The organism is Rhizobium sp. Leaf321 (assembly GCF_001423215.1).
GTDB lineage: Bacteria > Pseudomonadota > Alphaproteobacteria > Rhizobiales > Rhizobiaceae > Neorhizobium > Neorhizobium soli.
In genome coordinates this window covers 620,686-643,278 of sequence record NZ_LMOF01000006.1, presented here as the reverse complement: position 1 = coordinate 643,278, position 22,593 = coordinate 620,686, and the positions used below count along the sequence as shown (strand labels likewise).

The window sequence follows — 22,593 nt, the reverse complement described above, 5'->3', positions numbered from 1 at the left end:
CGTGTGGTGCGCCTCTATTTTTCTCCCTTAGGCGACTTCAGCATCATGTAGATATCGGCATTGTCCTGCCGCTCCCGCAGTCCCTTGTACGAGGCGTGCCGGAGCTTGCCATCACCTGTCCAGGCACGGTACTCGATCTCGGCGATGAGCGTCGGGCTGGTCAGCACCAGGTTCTTTCCCGGCACCTTGACCGGCGGCAGCCGCGTATTGAGCTTGTCGAGTGTCTCCGTAAGTGAGCGCTCCCCGTCGTGCTTGAACCCAGTTCCGACGTTGCCGACGTAGACAAAGCCGTCACAGTACCGGGCAGCGAGCAGCAGGCTCGCTATGGCACCTGGAACGGCTGTCGACGGCTCGTAACCAATGACAACGAAGGCATCGCTTTGGATGCACTTGCTCTTGATCCAGTCGCCGGTGCGGCCGGAACGATACGGCCGGTCGCGGTGCTTGGCGATGATACCCTCAAGCCCGTATTGGCAAGCGTGCCTCATCATGGCATCCGGATCTGCGTCGAATTCTTCCGACACCCGAATGGCGCCACCCTTACGCTTCAGAGCATCCTCTAACAGATGCCGGCGCACGCGATATTCCGTCCGCCTCAGGTCATGGCCGTCCAGGTAAAGGATGTCGAAGGTGTAGAGGATGGAGTTTCGAGACGGAAGTTTGCCAGCCGCCTTGCCTGTAGCGCCAAGCGAACGTTGCAGAAGGCCGAAGTCGGACCGACCTTGCTCGTCGAGAACCACCGCCTCACCATCTAGGATCATGGTGGCAGGACCAAGCTGACGTGCAGCATCGGCAATGGCTGGAAAGCGGTGTGTCCAGTCGTGCCAGCCGCAGGTGATGATGCGCACTTGGTTCGGCTCGATGTGCAGAGTGATCCTGTATCCGTCCCACTTGATCTCGTAAGATCACTCATCGCCGTGCGGCGGCTTGGCTTTGAGGAGAGCCAAGCATGGCTCTACACGCTCAGGCATCGGATCGAAAGGAAGCCGCGGCTGCTCCGGATCACGCTTGCGGACCGGACGGCTGCGCAGCGGCGGTGGTTCGTCCTTTAGAAGCGGTTTTGTAGTCGGCTTGCTGGCGGCTTGGCCATGCCGCATTGCATCAGACAAACCTTAAAAAGATTCGCCGTTGACTCCATCAAGCGTGAGAACATAATAAGAACACCTAGCCGAGATGACCGCGGCCACACCAGATCATGCAGCGAAACTTGAAGACGCGTTTCGGCGCGAAGGTAGCCTATGTCCCCAGATCCCATCTCCCATGAGACGCCTGATGACGCCGCTCTTGAGTTGGCCGAGATCCTCCAGGACCACGGCGGCGACGCCATTGCTGCCGTGAAGACACTGCTCGCCGATTGCCGGCATCTGCGCGACGAGATGCTGACGCTGGATATGTGCAGGAGCCAAGGCTACGCCCGCGGCTGGAAGCCGAAGTTCGTGCGCTGATCCCGTGCCGTCCGTCATCTACAAAGGAAAGGCGCATCCCTACCGCGAGAACCAGAGCCCGACGCTTGAGGACGCTGCGAGCAAAGGACAGTTCGTGAGGGTCAGATGCACGCTCTGCAAAATCACCAGGTATTTTCGGCCGATCGACATCGAGAGGCTCTTGCAGGAGAACCTGCATGTGCTCAACTTGCAGCGCAAGTTCAGTGCGACCGGTGCGGTAGCAGAGACCACATGGTCGTTGAGTTCAGGACGCTGGTAGCTGCCGAGATGGTCGGCCTGGTGTCCGCGAACTGGTCGACGTGAAGACCGTCCGCCGTCCGGTGTGACGCGACAGGAGGATGTGAGGCATGTGCAATCTCTACAACATCACGACCAATCACGAAGCCATTCGCGTGCTGACGAAGGCGCTGGACCGGCTGGGTAACCTACAGCCGTCGCTGGACGTCTATCCGGATCGGCCAGGTCCTGTGGTCCGCAATACGGCTGACGGTCGTGAGATGGCGATGCTCACATGGGGCATGCCAAGCCCACCGGCTTTCCTGCAGGGCAAGCCCGACAACGGCGTGACCAACATCCGCAACATTGCCTCGCCGCACTGGCGGCGCTGGCTGGGGCCGGACAACCGTTGCATTGTCCCTTGGACGACCTTCTGCGAATACGAAGACACCAAGCCGAAGAAGACCAAGCGATGGTTCGCAGTCGACGAGGGCCGGCCCCTCGCCTTCTTCGCCGGAATCTGGACGAGCTGGAACGGAGTGCGCGGTTCGATGAAGACGCCGCGCGACGGATGGCACGACCTCTATGCCTTCCTCACCTGCGAGCCGAACTCGATCGTTGGCCCGATCCACCCGAAAGCGATGCCGGTCATCCTAACAACCGAGGAAGAGATCGAGGTCTGGATGAATGCACCGTGGCACGAAGCCAGGGTCCTGCAGCGTCCGTTGCCAGACGAGAAGCTTATCCTTCTCCCGTACGAGGAAGCGCAAGGGGCGCTCCTGTGACATCGAGGGCTACAGCAGCCAGCCGGAAGCCAGCGTCCATGAGAATAACTATTGCGAAGACCCAAACTGTAAGCGCTGCGGCTGCTATGGTTTCGAGCAAGACAGGATGACAGAGAACTGGTTCTGCCGAGAGCATCAGCCAAAGACGTATCGCGGTCTGCCGAAACACGGGACAGAGCGATGTACCTCATTCCAAACTGGGCTTGGGTGGTTGTAATTGCCGCTCTGATCGCTTTGCAGCTGGCAACGATGGTGCTTCATTGGCTTTAGCGAATATGATGAAGCGATTTAAGGTCGGGCTCGCCATCGCGCTGATTAGTCAGCCCGTCTACGCTATCGACATCTGCTCGGGCGGCAACCGCGCGGCGCGCAAAGTGACGTGCGTCGTCGACGGCGATACGATCTGGCAAGACGGTGTGAAGATGAGACTGCTCGACATTGATACGCCAGAGACGTTCCAAGCACAGTGCGACTGGGAGCGAACTCTGGGGAACCAAGCGAAGCTTCGGCTGCAGGCACTTATGTCGCGCGGGTACCGAATCGCAGACAGCGGCGACAAGGATCGAACATCGGATCGCCGCGGGTTGGTGCGCGTTATACTTCCCGACGGTCGAGATGCTGGGCAGGAGCTGCTCCGAGAAGGCTTTGCTCAGCCTTGGCCGAACAAAGGTAACAGGTGGTGTGCAGGACGACAGGGGAGCCGTCGCTGACGTTGCCATGACGCTGCCAGTAGTTGCGAAGCAGATCACGCTCGCAACGTCGCAGTGCACAAGCCTTCGCCTTGATGGGATCCGAACCGATGCCCCGGTCATTTACATCGAGCTAACAGGCTGAAGTTGCTGGTCCGCAGAGGTATACCGCTCTTCAACGTAACGACGAAATAACGCCCACCACAGAATCCTGCGTCTGCTGACCGGCAAGAGGCACCATGATGACCGCTGAATATGGCAACCCTCGGAACTATCGTCGCTCCACAAATCCTTTTCGGGCTCGGTTTCGTGCCGGCTTCACTCTCGGCTCGGACGGCAATGCGTTGAGTTCGCTTTCGTCCATAATCGTTCCTCATATCCCGACCCGCTTCTTCCGACAGAGCGTCCTCGAATGCAATGCGTCCCGCCGCCCAACTACACCGGTGTGCGTTCTCCGACCTACTATCCTCAGTTGACTTTTACCATATTATCGGTCGAAGGTGTCGGAGGCGAAATCATACCAATTCCGAGCGAAAATTTGGTCAATACTATCGATCCACACCGTTTCAAGGCGGGTGTCAAGCAGCGGATTATAACTCAAGAATATATCATGAATAGCATGCCGCAGCTTTATGATCGCGCCACGAAGCGAGATTCATACACGCTGAGCGCAATGCTCCATTACTCAGGCGCCCGGGAAACTGATTTCTCGAACCTCGATAAGTTCCTGTTTTTTAAATATATAGATTTTTCGTTTTCATACCGAAAATACCAGGACAAACTGAATTTCCTCCGCGTCGTCGAGAACAGGTACAACCATGAACTCTACGAATGCATATCGTATGGTGGCACGTTCCTAGATGCGTCCTCGGAGAATAGGAACAAGCTCCAGATAGCGGACTACTCCCTCTTCTGCCGAGTACCGAACACGCCCTTGTCCTATCAGCTAGCCAAGAGCATGCGAGGTTGTTTTGCGAAATTCTTCGTGCGCAGAAAACTATCGTCAAAATCCCTGACGGCAGTCATCAATTCCTACGAGGCCATTCGCAATCACAATGACGAAGTCGACACCGTCGACGACATCTCGATATCACTGCTGCGGTCTTCGCTTCGTAGGTTCACACGCGAGCTGTGGCCCCTCACTGGCGCCTTCGTGCTGCATGCACTGAACCGCTTAAGCGACCCAGAAGACGATCTCGCGCCAGAGGCCTACGAACTGGTCGAGCGCGAAGCCTATGCGACTTTGCTTGACAAGGCGTTCTATGCACTGGTGCTGATCCGATATCTAAACGACTACAAGCCCGCGTCGGATTTCTACGACCTCAATCGAGACCGGGTTAACCGGCACATTAACAAGAAGCTTCTCAAGAAGATCCATCTCTACAAGTCCAGAAACTACATCGAGGCGCTCAACCTGTCATTTTCAAGAGGTGATCGCTTCTTGAAAATCTGCAATTCGATACTCAATATATATTGCATGGTCGCCATCCAATATCCACGGGCAGCGGTGTTCGACGAAATCGACCGCCTATATAGGCTGGATAAAATCGCGACGCATTTCCTCAACTGGGGCCTGATGGCGCAATACATCCAGCGCAATCGAGGTGGTCACGATCCCGGCTCGATTCTCATCTCCATACTATTGACGGACCCAGTAATCAGTCGCCGTTTTCCGATAAAAATCGGCTTGGCGTTTGGAAGCGGTAGAGCGAACTGGCAAATCTTCGAAATGGCAACCAATCTCGTCCAGCAAAGCAAGGCAAGGCAAGTCTCGTCTTTCCTGCGCCGCTTCATGTCCCTGCAAGGAAACTCCAGGGACACCGTATTCAGGTACCTTGCGGATAAGAGCATATCCGACCGGCTCCACTCAATCTTCAAAACAGAAACTTCATCCCTGCAGACCGGTTACGACAACAACAGCATGGACACCGAGAAAAAGGTCTCGGAGATGAGGATAGATATTCTCAAGTTCATCCGTGACATAAGCTTCAGCGACAGGGTCCATATCCAAAAATTGATCAGCGAGGAAAGTGCCTTGCTTCGATCTTTCAGGTTCAGGGAGATTTACGGTGGCGGCCGGATTTCCCTGCAGGACGTCGACTTGCTCTTCGAAATCGAGACAATCCTACTCAAGGAGTTCAATGTCAAGAGCTTGACCCAGGGCGACCAATTGGCGGGGATCGGATCCGATGCGTTTCGCGACCACTTTGCCAAGATCGTGGCTGACAGGGTCGTGGAGCATGCTGTCTTCAGTTCCGATTTTTCAATCGACTCTGTCCTGAGCAACAATCTCAGGCACGGCGTGATCGAACCTCGAATATTGAATGCCCTCGAGACGTCCGTAAGAACGGAGCTTGACGGCGAACTGGTGGCGAACTTGCGAGCGGCTATCGGAGCCAGTACGAAAAGGTTCATGGACGAATGGCTGACGGTGACACCCGCTGGTCCGACGGTAGTGCGTCTCCACGAACAGCTTGCCCGCCGTATCCTTGAGATTGTCTCGAACTATTCCGATGTGGACGAGATGACGTTGGCCGAGGCCGCGGTAGACGAAATTTCGAACTTGATCTCGGTGATTTCCAAAGACGCAACAAGATCTTTCGACGAGGGCTTTCACAGCGAAGTCCACACTATCACGAAGGAGTTTTTTCTTGAAAACAACGTCGCGATCGACTTGCGTGAGCGCATTGATACGGTCATTTCCGGGGCGTTCGCAGACGTGAGGAGTTGGCTGGCCGTATCGAGCCTCCAAGGTAAGATCGAAAGCTTTTCGGTGCTCGATCTCGCCCATTTCGAGATCGGCCTGCACCGACCGATGAAGCACACCGCATCTTCAGATGCCGTCTTGGTGGAAACTCGTTCCACGAGAGGGACATTTAGGTCCACCAACTATAACATCAAATTTCGCGGTGAGTATTTCGAACCGATCTTCACCATCATCCACAATTTAGTCTCGAACGCATACAAGCATTCTGGGCTTGCGTCGAAGACAAGCATGATGCTTAGGATCCGCATCGACGGCCACGACCTAGTTTTCCAGACGGAGAACAATTTCGATACGAAGAACGACGCAACTTCGGCACAAGACTTGGTCCGAAGCGCCATGACGGCGCTTTCGGACAAGGACGTCAAGAATACGTTCAAGGAGGGCCGGAGTGGTTTTAAGAAAATCAAGCGCCTTTGCCGCCGTGCTTTTGCCGACTGCCAGATTAACATTCCGTGGCCGAGCACGAAGGGAGACAAGGTGATCATTTCGGTTCGGCTCGTCGATGCGATCAGAAAATACGAGGTCATCGATTGAGAATACTGATCGTGGAAGACAATGAAGACAAAGCGACGCAGATTAAGGAGGTCTGTTTGGACCTCCTGCAGGCGAGGCCTGACCATGTGCGCGGCTTGCGGGGAGCGTACCCCGCACTCGCCTCGAGGGTTCCTTGGGACTTGATTATCTTGGACATGACGCTCCACGCAGCGGAAGGGCAGCTATCAGCCATCAGCAAGGAGAGCCTTGCTGGTATCGAGATCCTACAGGCCCTTAATGCTGGCGGTTTGGCCATACCCGTCCTGGTCGCAACGCAGCATGACGTCTTTCGCCAGGAAAACATATCTTTCAAGGACATTCCGAGCCTCGACGAGGCGTTGTCCGACGCCTTCCCGGGAATTTACTTCGGAATCGTGCGCGTTCGGCTTGGCGATGACGAGTGGAAGCTCGACATGCGCCGGAAAATCAAAAACATCTTCGCGGGATTTTGATGAAGAGCAAGTTAGACATTCTGTACGTCGAGGACAGCGATCCGAAATACGACCGCGTCGTCGACTTGATCTTCGGAGGCCGCGATGGGGTCGAAGTCAATTCACTGGATCGCGCCACTGATTATACGAACGCAGTCGCCATCCTGTCCAAGGGAAAGCACTACGACCTGGTTCTATTGGACATCAAAATCCCGATTCGTTTTGGGGGAACCGCAAAAAGCGACCTGGCATCCGACCTGGTGAACTTCATCACGGGCGGCGAAGCCTCCAACCCAAGCTACATCATTGGGCTCACAGAGTTCCCCGATGCGCTGGAAAGCGAAGGAGGATTTCCCTTGGAGTATTTTGCGATTGAACGCTACAGTTCGACCGAAACAGCATGGGCAAGTCGTCTCAAACGACATATCGCATATATAACTCGCTCCAAGATGGCAGGCGTAAATGCTCATCTTAGTGGCTTCGACTACGATGTACTTATTGTCGTCGCGCGGGCTGACAATGAATACGTCCCAATCCTCGAGGCAATGCAGTTCGAGGAAGGAACACTGGTTGAAGAAAATCGATTCTTGCCAGCGAAAGCTTCGACCGGAACCTGGATCACGCACCGGTCCTTCACCTACAAGACGGCAATCGTGTGCATTCAACGGGCTGGGCTGGCAAGCGCAGCAGCAGTGTGCGGGTCGGCCATCGCTTATTTCAGGCCTAGAATCGTGACGATGCTTGGGATGTGCTGTGGTCTAAATCGGCCGGGCGCGTCGGAGCGCCAGAACCTGGGTGACGTCCTTATAATGTCCGAAACGCATTGCTGGGATGAAGGGCGCTACAGCGAACTGATTGACGACGGTGAAACCTTGGCCGCGCCCGAAGCCGACAAGGACGACGTCACGTTCTTTGAAGCACGTCCCGCCTCTGGCCTCATATCCCCAAAATTGCGACGGATCGCGGATGCAATAACTGAAGGCGACCGGATAAAACTGACAGAACGGCTCGCAGCCGTTTATGCGCGGCACGAGAGTGCCAATATAATTCTCAAGGCTGGCAAAAAGGTGCCCGACTTCCCCAAGGTGCGCGTTGGCCCCAACGTCTCTGGCTCGAGCGTCGTCGCCGCAAAGGCGCAAACAGCCGAGATTATGAAGCGATACTCCCCGGTCTTTGGCTTGGAGATGGAAGCTCATGCCATATATTGGGCGACCTACATGAGCATTGGCGAGCGGCCCGAAGCAATCTGCATCAAGGGCATCGCCGATTTCGGCGACGGTAGCAAGAGCAAGGAATACCAGAAGATCGCAAGTCTTGGATCACTCCTAGTGTTCGAACAAATCCTAGACACTTATCGGATTAATAACGGTGGAGTGCTCAGCTAGACTTCTGAACCCTATGGTTTTTCTCCCCGCCCTTCGCGTGGCAGGTACTGAATCGGCTCCTCAAGGGGTTTTACAAGACCAGCTCATATAAAGCTGCGGCTGTAGCTTTCTGGCGAAAGTGTGGCGAGGTAACTTACTCCATTGCTTCTTCAACGCGGGCGTTTCCCGGTGTACGAGGAGATTGGCAACCCGCCTCTAAATTGTACGCAGAACGCTTTGATGGGACCGAGTATGGCATCACAAGAGATCATCGGAACAGCCGTGTACGCTGGCGGAAGGTGGTACATTCGCCTCTTGGATGGGGGGGGCACACTCGTTCCCCTTGAGGCAAACGATGCATTGCTTGCGGATCTTGATAACGATCAGCTCTATCAGGTTGCCGGTACACTCGTGCGACGGGGCGACAATCAGATTATTTCCTGCCACGCGGATAGCGTGCGTCCGTTAGGTAACGCGTCGTCATCCGCCAAAGCTCCTGATCAACACGCGGCTCTTCGAAAGGTGATTGCCGACGAATTGAAAAAACCGGAACCTGACTGGCGGATAATTGAGGCCGCTGGTCGCGGAATGGTTGATCAGGATCCAGACAGTGTGCGGTTCTCGGTCGATGCGGCGCACATCCAGCGTCTGGGTGAGCAGCTCGTCGGTAAGCAGGAAACCGCGCTGTCTGAATTGATCAAAAACGCTTATGATGCGGACGCCACCAGTGTGACGCTGACCTTTGCGGATCACGCCCGAAAGGGCGGCAGCCTAACCCTCACAGACGACGGCACAGGAATGACTGAAGAGACAATCCGGTCGTCATGGATGAGGATCTCGACAAATGCGAAGGAAGCCGAGCCGACATCGCCAGTTTATAGGCGCGTGCGGGCTGGTCGGAAAGGCATCGGGCGTTTTTCCGTCCAGCGACTCGGAAAGCAGCTGACGTTCGTCACCAAACCTGCAGGTAGCACCATCGGCTACCGCGTGGTGTTCGACTGGGATACTAACTTCACGTCTGGAAGGGCCCTTCACGACGTATTCAATTCCATTGAGCGCTTTGAAAAGCAGCCACAGGAGCACGGAACCGAGCTGCACATTTCGGAACTACGTGACGCCTGGAGCATGGCGGACATCGAGAGGGTTTGGCGCGCCGTCGTTCTCCTGCAGCCGCCGTTCCCCGTGAGCCACAAGCAGCTCTCCGCTCTTCACAAGGAGGTTGAGGTCAGTGGCGATCCCGGTTTCAAAGTTACGATCAACGGCGTGTCCCAAGCGCGACAAACCGAGCTTTTCTCAATCGAGAAGTCGTTTCTCTCGCAATCCCTTGCGACAGTTACGGCATCGGTCGACGAAAATGGCCATGCGTTCGTGAAATTGAAGTCGGTCAAACTGGATCTTGATGAGACTATCAGATCTGATCGCATCTACCTTCTCACAGGACCGGTTGAACTCGACGCGCGGTACTTCATCTACGACAACCAGAACTTGTCTGGAATGTCGGCCGGTACCGCCGCGAAGATGGGTCGTGAGTTCGGCGGTGTCCGTATCTACCGGAATGGCTTCAGGGTTCAGCCTTACGGGGAGCCCACTGATGATTGGCTAGGGCTCGCCGCGGATACGGCGCGGCGCGCGCTTCTCGTTCCCGGCTCCAATATCAATTTCTTTGGTCAGGTCACCATACCGCCATCCGAAGAGACGCTTTTCGAAGAAACGAGTAGCCGAGAAGGTCTGTTGGAGAACGAGGCTTTTATCGAGTTGCGAACCTTCGCGCGTTGGGCGCTGGAGGCCGCCGCCCTGCGGATTGCCTCGACCCGTAAACGCAAGACCCGCGCCGGGGAAAGGAATTTTACGTCCCTCGTCCGGAAGCCTTCGGAGTTGTTCAAGGAGTATTTCGACAGACACGGCGCTGGGGAGGCCCCGCCCCCACAGGACGATCCTGGCGACGGACTTTCCAGCCTCCAGCAGGCCGTCATCGATTTCGAAAAAATGGTCGAGGAGGAAAGGGCGGCTTCGATAGAATATAACGAGATGCTCCGAATTCTCGCCTCGCTGGGCCTTTCGATCAGCGTGTTTGGTCACGAGGTCAAAGGCTCGCAAGGAGCTATGCTGGCGAACATCATGATGCTGGGTGAGCTACTTAGTGAGGTCGAAGAGCCCTCTTTGAAAGAAGCCCTTCAAGATCAGCATGGAGAGCTTGAAAAAGCAGCTAGCCGCGTTTTCGACATCGGCGGTTATATCGCTGGCCTAATGTCCAAGACCGAAAGTAGGGAGCTTCAGGAGCTCTCGGTGAAGGGCATCGTCGATCGGTTCGTTGATCAGTTTAGTGATTACATGAAGAAGCAGGGTGTGGACTTCCAGATCGATGTGCATCCGACTTCGCTTCGCACTGGACCGATGCACGCCACGGAATTCGAGTCGGTTTTGTTGAACTTCCTGACCAATTCAATCAAGGCGATGAAGGCCGCGAACGTTCATCCGAGAAAGGTAAGAATTTCTGGTCGGTTGATCGAAAAACATGCCGTTATCGCTTTCGAGGACAACGGCATTGGTATCCCGGACGATATTCGGGACCGTGTTTTCGACCCTTTCTTCACCACGACTGTCGGGGCCGACGACGATGGAGTCGCGGGGCCGGGGACGGGCCTTGGGCTGAAGATAGTCTCGGACATAGCCGAAAGTTATGGCGGCAATGCGGTCGTCTCCAATCCGACCAATGGGTACAATTGCCGAATTGAGTTTAGCGTCCGGGCAGCGAAATAAGGATCTGAAGCATGCGCAAGGGAATTTTCGTCGACGACGAGGATAAGGTTTTCGCTCGTTTGATGAGCACTAAGGGCGAGCTTCAGTTTGATTATCGCGACGTTTTCCCACTTCCCGAGCAAGCGCTTTATATACGCGAGCAAGCCCCCATCATCGTGGCGCTTGATTATCGCCTGGATGAGGATGTGAAGAACGTAGCGGCGGGCCATACCTACAAGGGCAGCGGGCTGGCGCAATTGCTTCGGGACGAGGCCATTGCAAATCCTCTAAGGGATTTCAGCCTGGTGCTTGTTTCCAACGAGATGAAACTGAAAAGTCTTTATGTGCCCGATAAGACGGCGCATGACCTCTTCGACATGGTCTACTCCAAAGAAGAGGTAAGGACGGACCGGGTAAGGGTAAAGCAAGAATTGCTCGCACTTGCCCAAGCGTACGAAGCGTTGCGTCAAATGGACGCCCGCTACCCATTGAGGGATGTATTGCACGCGAACGACGGCGACGAGGAATGGCTGATTAGTCAGGAGCTGCGGCTTGGCTTCGAGCAGGCTAAGGCGCCGCATCTCGTTGTACGCGTCGTTCTTCGAAACCTGATTGAGCGTCCGGGACTTCTGATTGACGACAATGGTGTCTGCGCACGCTTTGGAATCGATTTGAGCGACTTCGGTGTACTCAGACCATGGCTCTCCAAGGCGGGGCTCGCCTACCGAGGCATCTTGGCTGATGGCTGGTCGCGGTGGTGGACACACAGGATAGAGCGCTTCGCCGAGGATATATTTGGCGCTCACTTCTCTGAGCTTACCTCCGGGGTCAGGGCAGCCATGCTCTCTGAAAAAATGGCAACTTCTGTTAAAGCCAGTAAATCACCATGGAATGGCAAAGAATCGGAACGTCCAACCTTTGCTTGCTCTTCGTGCGGCCGCCCAACTGAAATGCGCCATTCCTTAGCGGCATTTGATCCGAACCGTCCACGATATGCGATGAAGAGGCGGATCTGCTGGGATTGCATCCAGACCGGCAAGTACAGCTCCGGCAATTCACCCCTACTCGTCGATGAAACGGATGAGGATCTCGTTGAGAACATCATCAAAGCCGCCCGCGACTAGTGAATAGGAAGACACGGAATGAAATTCGTCACGGCTGAAGAGGCCGGCAAGGCTTTAGCTGTTATTGGGACTAAGCTTGAAGAGGCCGGAATACTGACACCAGAAGGCCGAGGGGCCCTTCAAAAAGAGTCAACTCGAATAAAGGGCGGGAAACGTTCGCATTCCTGGCGAGCGAATATTAAGCGTGGTCAACCCATCTCTTTCGCCCGCGGAGCAAAAGATAAAAATGGAAACGATTTGCAGATCAACTTGATCTGCGATTTGACGGTCGCGCAGGTAGACGACGACCATCCACCATTCACGTCGCTCGACATCGCGGTGGAAATGCATGACCTAGCCGGCAAGCCGGTTGGTCGCTGGCATGTCGATCGCGCCAATGAGCTTCAAGGCGGTCCCCTCTACCATCTTCAATTCGGTGGTCACGTTCCTGGCTATCGGGATGAAGACTTTGTCGTGAAAGAGCCCCGATGGTCCCATCCACCGATGGAGCTGGCGCTTTTCTGTGAAGTCATTTCGGCAAACTTCTATGAGCCTAAATGGAGGAAGCACCTAAGGGACGACCCGTCGTGGTGCAATTCGATTCAGCTATTTCAGCGCCTCTGCTTCAGCGCCTATGCGCAAATGCTGCAGAACTGCTTGAACGTAAGTCGCTCGACAGCACTTACTCAAATGTGGGGTGATCAGTGGAAGCCGACTGAGAGGAAGAAGAATTAGATCGATTAGGTGTGCGCCGCCTGCGCATGTTGTCAAGAACGATGCCTAAAGCCTCGCTTTCACTGTTGAGCTTTGGGATATCGCACGCTTCAGCGATGAACCTATCAGCCGCACTACGGGCCGCGTCATTTTTTCCCTCCCGTAGGAGAAGATCTATTTTCTCAAAGACGACCCTCGTGTGCTCTTCGCCAGTAGCTGGCATCAACAGCCTTATCTTTTCCGCATCACGCGGTTCGTGTTTGAGGACGCCAGAACCGTAACGGCGACCCATGAGTTCAGCTGAAATCTGCGAGAATGACGTCAGAAAACTGATGGCGGCGACCATCCTTTTCGTTTCCGATATGTCAGAGCTGAAAAAAACTCTATGGACCGTGTTTGTGCAGGTGCAGCCCAGGGTGTTGATCACAAGGCGCGGCCCGGTATGATGCATGACTGGGAAGAACGCGTCCGGTATGTTTCCGTCGCAGGTCTGCGACCATAAAGTCCGTTTTTTGAACGTGCTAACACTTGATTTTCGCTTTTCGTCGAACGTTGCAAGATATTCGGAGATCGGTACTGAAGTTGCGGCTAATTTTGACGTCACGAGGAAGATTTTACCTTTCTCGTCTGCGTAGGCGTCGAGGTCTCCTTCACGAAGCGCGGCACCACGCGCAGCGCGAAATTTGGAAAGCACGAGGTCGCAGTCGTCCTCGGTCAAACCGGCCTGAGTTAGCTGCGCGCGGTTGAGAACGAAAAAATCGTTAGCTCCTGTCACGATGCCTATCCTGACCCGAGCTATCTCCCCAAAATGCATGCAATCCGCGTGTCGTTCTAGGAACTCGTACGTCAAAAGCGACTTCTCGGTCATGCTTAGCTTTGCTGGAGATGCGCCGCTGATATCACCTGACCAAGTCTGGGACTGCCAGCGGTCCATAATGGCAGCGAGTTCGACCAGTGATTTGACTTCTCCGACTTCGATCGCACCCTGACGATCAGTTGCGCGATGGCGTTCCGCCAGCAAAACGACAGTCTCTTCGTCGGTACCCTCGTCCAGGAAGAGGCGATCCCTCACGATTATCGCGACTGTTCTGTCAAATCGTCGAGATAAGTAGTCCTTGATGGGACGCGCGTAGTCGGCCTGGAGAAAAGCTCCGGGCAGCACCCAGGCCATTCGGCCTCCGATGCTGAGCATATCGATAGCCTGACAAAGGAAGTACGCCCAAAGGCTGCTTCGGCCACCCACGCCGGGCACCAGCCAGTCCCGACCCGATAGATCTCGCACTCGCTCTCGCCCGATTCTGTGATGCGGAATATAGGGCGGGTTCGCCAGAACCACCGAGAACTTTTCCGGCCAATTCTCGATCCCGGCACAGTCCATGAAGTCGCTGAACACAAAGCCGGAGACGTCCTCGTCTTTAGAAAAAACCGTTTCGAGGTAGGTGAAGGCCTGAGTATCGATGTCACAACCGTACATTTGTGACGCAGGCCGGTTAGCACCGCGTAGTTCGAGCACGTCCCTGGCTGCCGTCACAAACCCGCATCCTCCGAAGCTCGGCTCGAGCACAACATCTTCGGCTGAGCGAATCGCCCAGTTAGCCAGTAGTCTGCTGAGACGGTCAGGGGTGTAGTAAGCGCCTAGTTTGCGCCGTTCGCCGACGTCCCGGACAGTCGGAAGCTTCGTAGATTCCTCAAGGCGAGTTGTTTCAACATGCAAGTTCATAGTTTTCCTGTCTAGCAATACTGCGGCCAATTTCAACACTTCTCCGCCGCCGTCGACGAGCATGTCCCCAGTCGCGTGCATAGTGCGCTCGCCCGATAATCAGTGTGAGTTGAAGGTAAATCATGTACAAGCATTTTTTGGGGTGAGCATGAGTGTCCTATAGCACCCCCCACGCCCGAAACCCCTCCCCTTCATCTCGTGCAGGCCGAGCTCCAAAACGATCCGCCGCGCCGCCTGCGGCGTGACGTCTAGCGTCTTGGCCACCATCCCGGCCGACACGAGCGGACGCGCCATGACCAGCTCAACAAGCTCCGGCAATTTTGACGATGTCCGGCGCCCCTGGAGTTTCTGGTTCATCATCGTCTTCGCAAGCGTCAGGGACGCCTCGTCAATTCCGAGCGACGCGATCTCCGATGTCTGACGAAGGATGAGAATGCTTTCCGGCGACAGTGCCCAATCGGGCAACTGGCCAGAAATCCGCCTGCGGGTTCGCAAAACGTCGCGGGCGATGGTGAGTTCGTGGGTCGGGGAGCGGGTGTCGCGAAAGGCGTCGTGGAGGACGAGGTCTTCAAGATGGACGAGTTCGCCGTCGATCCAGAGGGACGCGTAGGCGTCGCCAAAATTTTGCCGCTCTAGGAAGCCGCTTCCAACCGTCGAACGGGCAATACGCTCGTCGAGACGGGTGAGCGCAATGCCGGCGTCAAAAGCGGGCCGCACCAGGGCCGTCATGCTGATTTCAGTGACATCGTAAGGCATTGCTTTCATGATAAACGATTTTCTAAAGTAATTCTATTGGGTTGATTCGGTTCCTCACACCATATGACTGCTAGCTGATGCAATCACCATCGATAAGTACATCTTATTGCAACTTTAATACTTTGGAATCTAAATATATTTACCGCCTTTCCAACTTATATGCGCCCACCATTCAGTCCCGCGGTATACGCCGATCGACCTCGATGGAGGTGGCAGAGTTTCGTCTATCGGTCCTCCGACCTTACGTAGACTCGTGAGGCTGTGAATCCCGCAGATGTGTAACCGCGCCCGCGATCGCATTTCGCGCAGCCGGGTCAATCATCTTGCATCCCCAGCCGGCCACCATTTTCGTCGCTCGGTCGAAACCGAATTGGTAGCCCCGAACGTAGTCGGACTGGCTGGTCGAGACGGCGACCATCTGCTCCCGGACCTCCTCATCCAACGCTGCGATTCCGATTGCCCTTATTTGCCTAAGCGGCACCGATAGGCCGTCTGCTGCGGCCAATACCGCAGACCGGCTGGAACAGCCTCCAAGAACGGTCTGCGCATGCAGCACTACGGCACGCTGGACGTCTCTCAGTGCTCGGCGATAGCCTCTAAGAAATGGGGGCATTTGTGACATGATAGACCTAGCAACGCAGCTTCCTCAAAGCATGTCCTAAACCATTGCGTCAGACTGCGTCGACATTGGGTCCTTCGACCGGCCATACGAGTAAAGTGAGTGGCCGATCGAGGAATAAGGGCGTAACATACGAGTGCCTGATCATCCGATCGGTTCAGAACCACTCATCCGCTGCAGTTTGATGGCAATCGCCTCCACAGACAGTTTGCAGCTTTTTACCTCGGGATAAAGGGTGATCATCGCAGGGAGGACCCGCTCCAATGTCGAGATCAAGGTTTCGACCGGGGGAAGCCGCCAACCTCTCGGCTTTGGCTTGCCAAGCGCTGCCCACTGCTGATGGCTACGTTTCAGCAGTTCTCGCTTCGTCACCCCCTTGTACTGCATCAAGTCCAATGCAATTTGCAGGTCCGTTTTTTGGAAACGCTTCGGCAGGGCGTTGTTCAAGACCTGTGCGACCAAGAGTGCAGAGGCATCTGCAGGATGGTTCGATAGCTCCTGGCCAATCCCAGGTGTTAAAGGTCCGAGCCGCTTCTCCAATGCCGCCTGCAGAATCGCAGCATCTCGCCTGTCGCAGTCCCTTTTCACCCTGCGCAGTTCCATCTCATCGATTGGACCGATCAAGGTGTAACCTAGCCCCTCCTCGACGACGATGTCGTCGGGATGCGGAAGCACGGTATCGAGATCCTGGTCGCACTTACGAGCCGCGTCCAGAAGATGCTGCTGATGGGTCTTGAACTGATGTCCGAAGGCCACATCCTCGTCGGCCTTCTTTTGTCTAAGCCGCTGCGCCATGTTGATTTGGTAGATGGCATTGCTAATCGAATGCTGCCCGCCATTGGCGGCCATTTGCATCATTTTGCGGGTGACGACTTCGTCCATGCGGACTGTGTCTGAGCGACCATTCGAAGAGATAGTGATTTCGCGCGCAGCTTCCTTTAACAAGGCCTCCTGCATGGGGGTGAGCTTGTCCCAATCACCTGCGCCTTCGTGACGACCACCGCGCTGGCGGGATTTATTCCGCTTGATAGCCATTATGCCGGTCCCTTCATTGCGTTGGACTTCTTCCGGCCTGCCGCATCGGCGTTTCTGCCAACATCGAGGCTGTCGCCTGACCGCTCGCCACTGATCTGCGAGAAGGTCGATCCACAGCCCTGTAGGCGGGCAGGTTCCCCGGTCACCCGTTCGTACCGGCGGATGATCGTGTCGCAGTAGAGAGGATCGAGTTCGAGCAGCCTGGCAACGCGACCACATTGATCGGCCGCGATCAAAGTCGATCCAGAGCCGCCAAAGATGTCGAGCACGCTATCGCCACGGTTTGTGCAGTCGCGGATCGCGTCCGCCACCAGCGCCACGGGTTTGACGGTGGGGTGCATAGCGAGCTCTTCGTTGCGTGCGGCTCCAAGAGAGCTGATGCCAGGGTAGTCCCATACATTGGTGCGGTAGCGTCCCGTATCGCCAAGCCCAAAATTGTTGATGTGCGGCGCGTTACCTTTCTTGAAGACAAAGACCAGCTCGTGCTTGGACCGGTAAAATGACCCCATTCCGCCATTGGTCTTGTTCCAGACGCACAGGTTTTTGAATTCATCGAAGACAGCGCGACCGGCCTGCAGCAGTTCGCCCATATGCCGCCAGTCCATGCACACGAAAGCGATGGCACCATCCTTCAGCTGGCTTGCCGACACGCTAAGCGTGTCGCGAAGAAAGGCAATGAACGCTTCCTCGTCCATCTCGCCCGATGCGACCGCGAACTCTCGGTGCTTGACCTGACCAAGACCGCTGACATGGCCAGCGATCCGAACGTTGTAGGGTGGATCGGTGAAGAGCAGTCCCACGGGGGTACCTTGGCAAAGCCTGGACACGTCTTCGCTCGATCGTGCATCGCCGCAGAGGAGCCGATGCGGTCCAAGCTGCCAAAGGTCCCCTGCCCGATTGACAGGTGGTCCAGGTGCCAGTGGCTCGACCGTGTCCAGCGGGTCGTCCTTGGCAGATGCAGGTTTCTGCTCTCCCTCGATCGTAAAGTCGATCTCCGTGGTGGAAAAGCCGAGCAGTCCGAGATCGAAGTCGAGGTCGATAAGCCCCTGCATTTCGATGGCCAGGACATCGCGATCCCAGCCGGCGTTCTCGGCGAGCTTGTTGTCGGCAAGAATGTAGGCGCGCACTTCGTCGCGCGAGAGATGCGAGAGCTTTCGGACGGGGACCTCGGACATGCCCAAAAGTTTGGCTGCTTGAACACGGCCGTGGCCTGCGATGATGGTGTCGTCCTCAGCGATGAGCACTGGATTGCAAAAGCCGAAGCGTTTGATGCTTTCGGCAATCTGGTTGATCTGCTTCTTCGAATGCGTACGTGCATTGTTGGCGTAGGGAACAAGCCTGTCGATCGGGTACGACAGTTCGTTTGGCGGATGCATATGCATTCTCCATGAGGGTTGGACTGGGTATCTGTGAATGTCGGTGCGGCGCCGCTGAAGAGAGGTTAACCGCCCACACCTACCCGCCGCAACCGGCCTGAATGAGAAAGCAAAACTGTTCCTGGTCGTTACGATGCCGTAACGAACGTCTTCAACTGACCTTCGAGATGTCTTTGAAACGACGTTGAAGGCTTTGAACCGGGTCAGAAATGGGGTTCTTTTCGAAGAGGCTTCGAAGACCCAGATTTGTAGAATATTTTTCTATAATCAAACTGCTATCAGCTTAAAACAACGAACCCCGTTACAGTCGAGCTGTCGAATCGGGTCGGTCCCTCCCAATCGAAGAACTCGGTCTTCAATAATTATACGTGAGGTGTGATGGGCTCAGTACTATTTGAGGCTTATAGACAGGAGATGGTCGGGCTCCCCCTGTCATCAATTTGGCAGGGACACGGATCAGCGATCTTCCTCGAACTTGGCCAGCTTCACCCGCTACGACGAAGAGACGGGGCGGATGGCAGGTTGGTTGGCGATTTCACCGTCATGATGGAGTGGAGTTGGCGGATCGAGGATCGATCGTCAATTCTTGGTGGCAGCTGGAGTGATGAGGCTCAATGGACATCCCTCTTCGGCTCGCTGTTGGGCCGGACCGTGCAAGACGTCACCTTGTTCGGTCGCCTACCTGAGCTGTCTGTCACTCTGAGTGACGACAGATACGTGCTGTCCTTCATGACGGCCGATAGCCAGCCAGCTTGGAGCTTGTTCAAGCGTTCTGAAGCACCGGTACCATACATATCAGTTGCCGACGGAGAGGTCCTTGCGCAACTTTAGTTAAGTACTAGGGAGTGCGCCTTGGCCGAAGTCAACATAATGCGAGTACCTTCTTTGACTAGCATGACGTGACTACCAATCATCCTGGGTCGCGAGATGCCGAGTACGCTTGATGCAACAGTTGATATTGGAGGGGCCGTGATGCTATCGTAAGCTATCGTCACATATGCGGCACACGGTGCCTGCTTTCCTCATGGCAATTGATTTTAGTTTTCGAGCTGGTCCGCGTAGCGGCCTCAGCTTTAGTTTCATTCCTTGCGATCACGACTTGTTCAGTCAATCCGAATTCGACCTCTCAAATACGGGCGTATTCAGCATTCGAGAAGAGGCGTTCTTGTTAGTTGAAGGATTGATAGCCCGTTCCTTCCCTGACTGGTCGGCTACCTATCGGCACTGGGGTACGACGTGGATAGGACGAGCGACTTGGCTTGAAATCTTCGCTCGGTTCGACGAACTTCGGCGTGACGTCACGGGGAATATGCCTTGGAGGGCAATAGTCACCAAGTACGTCCTCTACGTCGAATTGATGCCCCGCAAAAACAAACTTCATCGAAAGGCTTTGCTTACGTTCCTTGACCGGCTTGAGAAACGGGTACGCTCATTGATCCGACTCCATTCTTACGTGCTGATAAGTGGCATTTAAACTCTTGCATGCTTGATTGACGTAACAAACCAACGTGGATCCCCTGAGGCAGCCTGTGAGTGCTTCAGGTCGGCGCAGACGTCGGCCGCCGATAAATACTCTAACACTCAATAAGCATTCTCTGAACGTTAATGGCCCGATGGCGTGAGCTGGAGAGGATCGATGATTGAAGTGAACATACAGCTGCACTGGGGTCCGAGGGCTGAGGAGCTTGATGCGCTCGTCCAGAAGTCAGTTGAGTACCTCGCTGTGGTGACAGGGCTCGGGCCCTCGTTCGACACTTGGGTCCAGCCTGGTAAATCCAGGAAGAGTACACTCGCAAGCCCGGTTATCGACCCTACCGATTCTGAGGAAATTCGAAAGCTCTTGTTGAAGGGGCGGAATTGGACAGATCTTGCGCCGAAGACCGTAATCCCAGAGCTCGGGTATCACTTCAGGCTTTGGAACCGAACTGCCGGGAACGTGGATTCAACGCTCTCGATACGGTGCGGGGCCTACTCCGAGTTCTTGTCTCGGGACGCGCAGAACCTGCTGAATTTCAGTGGCAGAGTAACTGCAGGCGGAAAGCTCCTGTTGAATGATGGTGCTATCGAGCAAGCTTTTCTTGGCTCGGTAGCGATATGGGCCCCACAGGGCGGACGGGCGTGGACACGCCGGGGCGACGCTGAATACACTATCGCCGCGATATAGAACGGCGAACTGGCACTTAATTACCGATCAACTCACCGACGGTCGCAGGTTCCGGGTGCTGACGGTCGTCGACGATTGCACCAGGGAATGCCTGGCACTCGTCGCCGATACATCACTTTCCGGTCTGCGGGTTGCCCGCGAGCTTGACCGGATCACAGAGGGGCGTGGCAAGCCAAAGATGATCGTCAGCGACAATGGCAGCGAGTTCACCAGCAATGCGATCCTGCAATGGACGGATCGGACCAGGGTGGAATGGCACTACATCGCGCCTGGCAAGCCGATCCAGAACGCCTTCATCGAAAGCTTCAATGGGCGGCTGCGAGACGAGTTCTTGAATGAAACTCTCTTCTCGTCACTGACCCAAGCTCGATCAGCGCTTTCAAACTGGCGCAGCGATTACAACGATCACCGACCGCATTCCGGCCTCGGCTGGATGACACCTGCCGAGTTCGCTCAGACTATCAACCCGCGACGTGATGCGGTGCTGCGCAGCCGAAATGGCTCCGCACCGCAACCCGCCGCTACCGCCCCGAATACAGCAACCCAAAACCGTTGAAGCGAAATCAAAACTGGATAAAACTTGGGGGCAAGGTCACTCCTCCTGCGGAACCGGAGTCATTAGATGAAGTTGTTTCTGGAGCTGCCTTACGATGCCTCTGGATATGGTGACTTCGGCGTCTCGTACATTGGCACCGAGGCTACGATCCACTTCCAATACCGAAGTGATGAAGCTGAACACGTTGGAGAGCTTCGGTTCGGCTGGTGCCTTTCGATCAACGTAAACGGGCAATTAGATAAGCAGATCTCGCTACCCTATGATCGCGTGATGGTACTCGAAGAGCAGATCGGTTTTGATAAGAAGTTCCTGCGGTTCATGGTGATGTTCAGTGGGAGCGACTTCCAGTTCGATGTCTGCGCGAAAGAGTGTCGCTTTAATCCTGACGCTAGTAAGTCCGATCTCATTCCTGAATTAGGATGATTGCAAAGATGGGGTTAGCCCCCTTTCAACGGCCGCTTCGGGCCGGAATGCGTCGCGAATTTCCATACTTAACTTTTAGGACGATCTAGTGAAAAGTGGATTCGGCGATTACGAACTTCTATTGCGGACACTAAGCGACGCCCTGATCGAAATTAGGGCGTGCGATAATCTACGTGAAGCGCAAACCCTGGCAGACGTATTCCACAACGTGCCCGCTGGGGTAGCATCTGGATTACCAGCGGACGAGATACGGAAAGGGCTGGACGATACCGCCCAGCGGCTTGGGTTTCAACGCTATATCGACTCACTCTTTGACGATGCTTTGCAAAACATGAGGCAGTGACGCTCGTGTAACGACGTCCGCTTCGGGCCGACAGGCGTCATCACGGCGACGCAGCCGTTGCGATACCTTAGTTGACTACGTAACTTGCCTCATTAGACGAAGGAATGGCTGTCATGGGATCATCTGACCAGGTCGAAGTAGTCACTATCCACGTTCGCCTTCTCGATGAGCTAATTCCTGTATGGCGGCCGGTCAAGGCCGAAGCACTGGGCAACGGGTGCTTCGTCATCCTAGCCCAGGAGGTTCCGGAATTTGAAGAGTGGGAGTTTACCCCAGGAGAAACAGTCACTGTTGAAGCTCATGTGGACAGGTCAGGTAACTACCTCAAAGCCATAACTCGCTCTTAGTGGCTGGAAGTCAGCTTTGGGCCGAAAGGCGACCTCGGCAACTTCGCGTTGAAATCGGATCTGCTGAACGTCAACGGAAGTAAGGGAGGTTGATCCCTTGTTCTGAACAGACCCGCTCATAGGTTTTCTGGATTGCCAATAGATCGTGGAGCAGCACTTCGATCTCGTCACCGAGTTCAGCCAAATCTTGCTTGGCAAGAAGCATCTGCATTTGAGCAACCCGCGTCGTCATGCTGTGCAGCGTATCGCCTTGAAAGACGACTCCCGGATAATGCCTGTCAGGCATTTGTACGACAGCGAAGTTGGACGGCAGTGTTAACATTGTCGCGTGAGAGGTCATAGTTGGTCCTTGATTTCTATAACAGTGCACCACAACCAAGCATGACCGCAATGGGCCGAAAGGCGTCTGCTGCTTTGCGCCACAAGCGGTCATTGAAGCGATCTGATCCTCAGGCTACTGAGGCAAG

At 55.1% G+C, this 22,593-nt stretch carries 14 protein-coding genes and 3 pseudogenes; 11 read left to right on the top strand and 6 right to left on the bottom strand.

The window, feature by feature from the left end; translation table 11 throughout:
• Positions 1–14: 14 nt before the first annotated feature.
• Positions 15–1,097: pseudogene (gene ligD, locus ASF70_RS09415) on the bottom strand (non-homologous end-joining DNA ligase).
• 141 nt (positions 1,098–1,238) lie between these two features.
• On the opposite strand from ligD, the gene ASF70_RS09410 reads away from it, so the two are divergent.
• The 8 genes from ASF70_RS09410 to ASF70_RS23940 all read left to right on the top strand — a co-directional run bounded on the left by ASF70_RS09410 (position 1,239) and on the right by ASF70_RS23940 (position 12,808).
• Complete coding sequence (locus ASF70_RS09410) at positions 1,239–1,445, top strand: hypothetical protein (protein ID WP_062579243.1); 207 nt, start codon at positions 1,239–1,241, stop codon at positions 1,443–1,445.
• A 347-nt stretch (positions 1,446–1,792) separates the two neighbouring features.
• Complete coding sequence (locus tag ASF70_RS09400) at positions 1,793–2,446, top strand: SOS response-associated peptidase (protein ID WP_062579239.1); 654 nt, start codon at positions 1,793–1,795, stop codon at positions 2,444–2,446.
• Between the two features lie 1,227 nt (positions 2,447–3,673).
• Positions 3,674–6,436 carry a hypothetical protein gene (locus tag ASF70_RS09390; RefSeq protein ID WP_062579235.1) on the top strand — a complete coding sequence of 921 codons (2,763 nt, stop codon included), beginning with the start codon at positions 3,674–3,676 and terminating at the stop codon, positions 6,434–6,436.
• Positions 6,437–6,447: 11 nt separating this feature from the next.
• Positions 6,448–6,888, top strand: coding sequence for a hypothetical protein (locus ASF70_RS09385; RefSeq protein WP_156461804.1), 441 nt, complete (start codon positions 6,448–6,450; stop codon positions 6,886–6,888).
• A complete protein-coding gene (locus ASF70_RS09380) occupies positions 6,888–8,252 on the top strand; it encodes a hypothetical protein (RefSeq protein ID WP_062579231.1) in 1,365 nt (454 codons plus the stop codon). The genes ASF70_RS09385 and ASF70_RS09380 overlap by 1 nt, the downstream gene beginning before the upstream one ends.
• Before the next feature lie 231 nt (positions 8,253–8,483).
• Positions 8,484–10,991, top strand: a complete 2,508-nt coding sequence (locus ASF70_RS09375; RefSeq protein ID WP_162237965.1) for a sensor histidine kinase — start codon at positions 8,484–8,486, stop codon at positions 10,989–10,991.
• A gap of 11 nt (positions 10,992–11,002) precedes the next feature.
• Positions 11,003–12,094, top strand: a complete 1,092-nt coding sequence (locus ASF70_RS09370; RefSeq protein WP_062579227.1) for a hypothetical protein — start codon at positions 11,003–11,005, stop codon at positions 12,092–12,094.
• Between the two features lie 18 nt (positions 12,095–12,112).
• Positions 12,113–12,808, top strand: a complete 696-nt coding sequence (locus tag ASF70_RS23940) for a hypothetical protein (protein WP_156461803.1) — start codon at positions 12,113–12,115, stop codon at positions 12,806–12,808.
• On the opposite strand, the gene ASF70_RS09365 is transcribed toward ASF70_RS23940, so the two are convergent.
• From ASF70_RS09365 to ASF70_RS09345, 4 genes and pseudogenes are all read right to left on the bottom strand, one after another.
• Positions 12,756–14,570 carry an N-6 DNA methylase gene (locus ASF70_RS09365; RefSeq protein ID WP_162237964.1) on the bottom strand — a complete coding sequence of 605 codons (1,815 nt, stop codon included), beginning with the start codon at positions 14,568–14,570 and terminating at the stop codon, positions 12,756–12,758. The genes ASF70_RS23940 and ASF70_RS09365 overlap by 53 nt on opposite strands.
• A 94-nt stretch (positions 14,571–14,664) precedes the next feature.
• Positions 14,665–15,272, bottom strand: a pseudogene (locus ASF70_RS23585) (helix-turn-helix domain-containing protein).
• 754 nt (positions 15,273–16,026) lie between these two features.
• The gene (locus ASF70_RS09350) at positions 16,027–16,917 is read right to left on the bottom strand and encodes a DUF5681 domain-containing protein (RefSeq protein ID WP_062579220.1); all 891 of its coding nucleotides are present in this window, start codon (positions 16,915–16,917) and stop codon (positions 16,027–16,029) included.
• Positions 16,917–18,293, bottom strand: a complete 1,377-nt coding sequence (locus tag ASF70_RS09345; RefSeq protein ID WP_062579218.1) for a DNA methyltransferase — start codon at positions 18,291–18,293, stop codon at positions 16,917–16,919. Before ASF70_RS09345 ends, ASF70_RS09350 begins: the two co-directional genes overlap by 1 nt.
• 1,636 nt (positions 18,294–19,929) lie before the next feature.
• On the opposite strand from ASF70_RS09345, the gene ASF70_RS09330 reads away from it, so the two are divergent.
• The 3 genes and pseudogenes from ASF70_RS09330 (at position 19,930) to ASF70_RS09320 (ending at position 21,436) form a co-directional block, all read left to right on the top strand.
• Entirely contained in the window at positions 19,930–20,457 is a 528-nt protein-coding gene (locus ASF70_RS09330) for an Imm52 family immunity protein (RefSeq protein WP_062579212.1), read from the top strand.
• 19 nt (positions 20,458–20,476) lie between these two features.
• Positions 20,477–21,013, top strand: a pseudogene (locus ASF70_RS09325) (integrase core domain-containing protein); the annotation flags it as partial.
• Between the two features lie 66 nt (positions 21,014–21,079).
• On the top strand, positions 21,080–21,436 hold the full coding sequence (locus ASF70_RS09320; protein WP_062579210.1) for a hypothetical protein: 357 nt from the start codon (positions 21,080–21,082) through the stop codon (positions 21,434–21,436).
• 760 nt (positions 21,437–22,196) lie between these two features.
• Here ASF70_RS09320 and ASF70_RS09305 read toward each other — a convergent pair.
• Positions 22,197–22,466 (bottom strand): hypothetical protein, encoded by a 270-nt coding sequence (locus ASF70_RS09305; protein WP_062579203.1) that lies wholly within the window; start codon positions 22,464–22,466, stop codon positions 22,197–22,199.
• Positions 22,467–22,593 lie beyond the last annotated feature (127 nt).

Coding starts and splice junctions, on each gene's coding strand:
- ASF70_RS09410 (WP_062579243.1), top strand. CDS start 1,239: ATGTCCCCAGATCCCATCTCCCATGAGACGCCTGATGACGCCGCTCTT.
- ASF70_RS09400 (WP_062579239.1), top strand. CDS start 1,793: ATGTGCAATCTCTACAACATCACGACCAATCACGAAGCCATTCGCGTG.
- ASF70_RS09380 (WP_062579231.1), top strand. CDS start 6,888: ATGAAGAGCAAGTTAGACATTCTGTACGTCGAGGACAGCGATCCGAAA.
- ASF70_RS09375 (WP_162237965.1), top strand. CDS start 8,484: ATGGCATCACAAGAGATCATCGGAACAGCCGTGTACGCTGGCGGAAGG.
- ASF70_RS09370 (WP_062579227.1), top strand. CDS start 11,003: ATGCGCAAGGGAATTTTCGTCGACGACGAGGATAAGGTTTTCGCTCGT.
- ASF70_RS23940 (WP_156461803.1), top strand. CDS start 12,113: ATGAAATTCGTCACGGCTGAAGAGGCCGGCAAGGCTTTAGCTGTTATT.
- ASF70_RS09365 (WP_162237964.1), bottom strand. CDS start 14,570: ATGCTCGTCGACGGCGGCGGAGAAGTGTTGAAATTGGCCGCAGTATTG.
- ASF70_RS09350 (WP_062579220.1), bottom strand. CDS start 16,917: ATGGCTATCAAGCGGAATAAATCCCGCCAGCGCGGTGGTCGTCACGAA.
- ASF70_RS09345 (WP_062579218.1), bottom strand. CDS start 18,293: ATGCATCCGCCAAACGAACTGTCGTACCCGATCGACAGGCTTGTTCCC.
- ASF70_RS09330 (WP_062579212.1), top strand. CDS start 19,930: ATGATTGAAGTGAACATACAGCTGCACTGGGGTCCGAGGGCTGAGGAG.
- ASF70_RS09320 (WP_062579210.1), top strand. CDS start 21,080: ATGAAGTTGTTTCTGGAGCTGCCTTACGATGCCTCTGGATATGGTGAC.
- ASF70_RS09305 (WP_062579203.1), bottom strand. CDS start 22,466: ATGACCTCTCACGCGACAATGTTAACACTGCCGTCCAACTTCGCTGTC.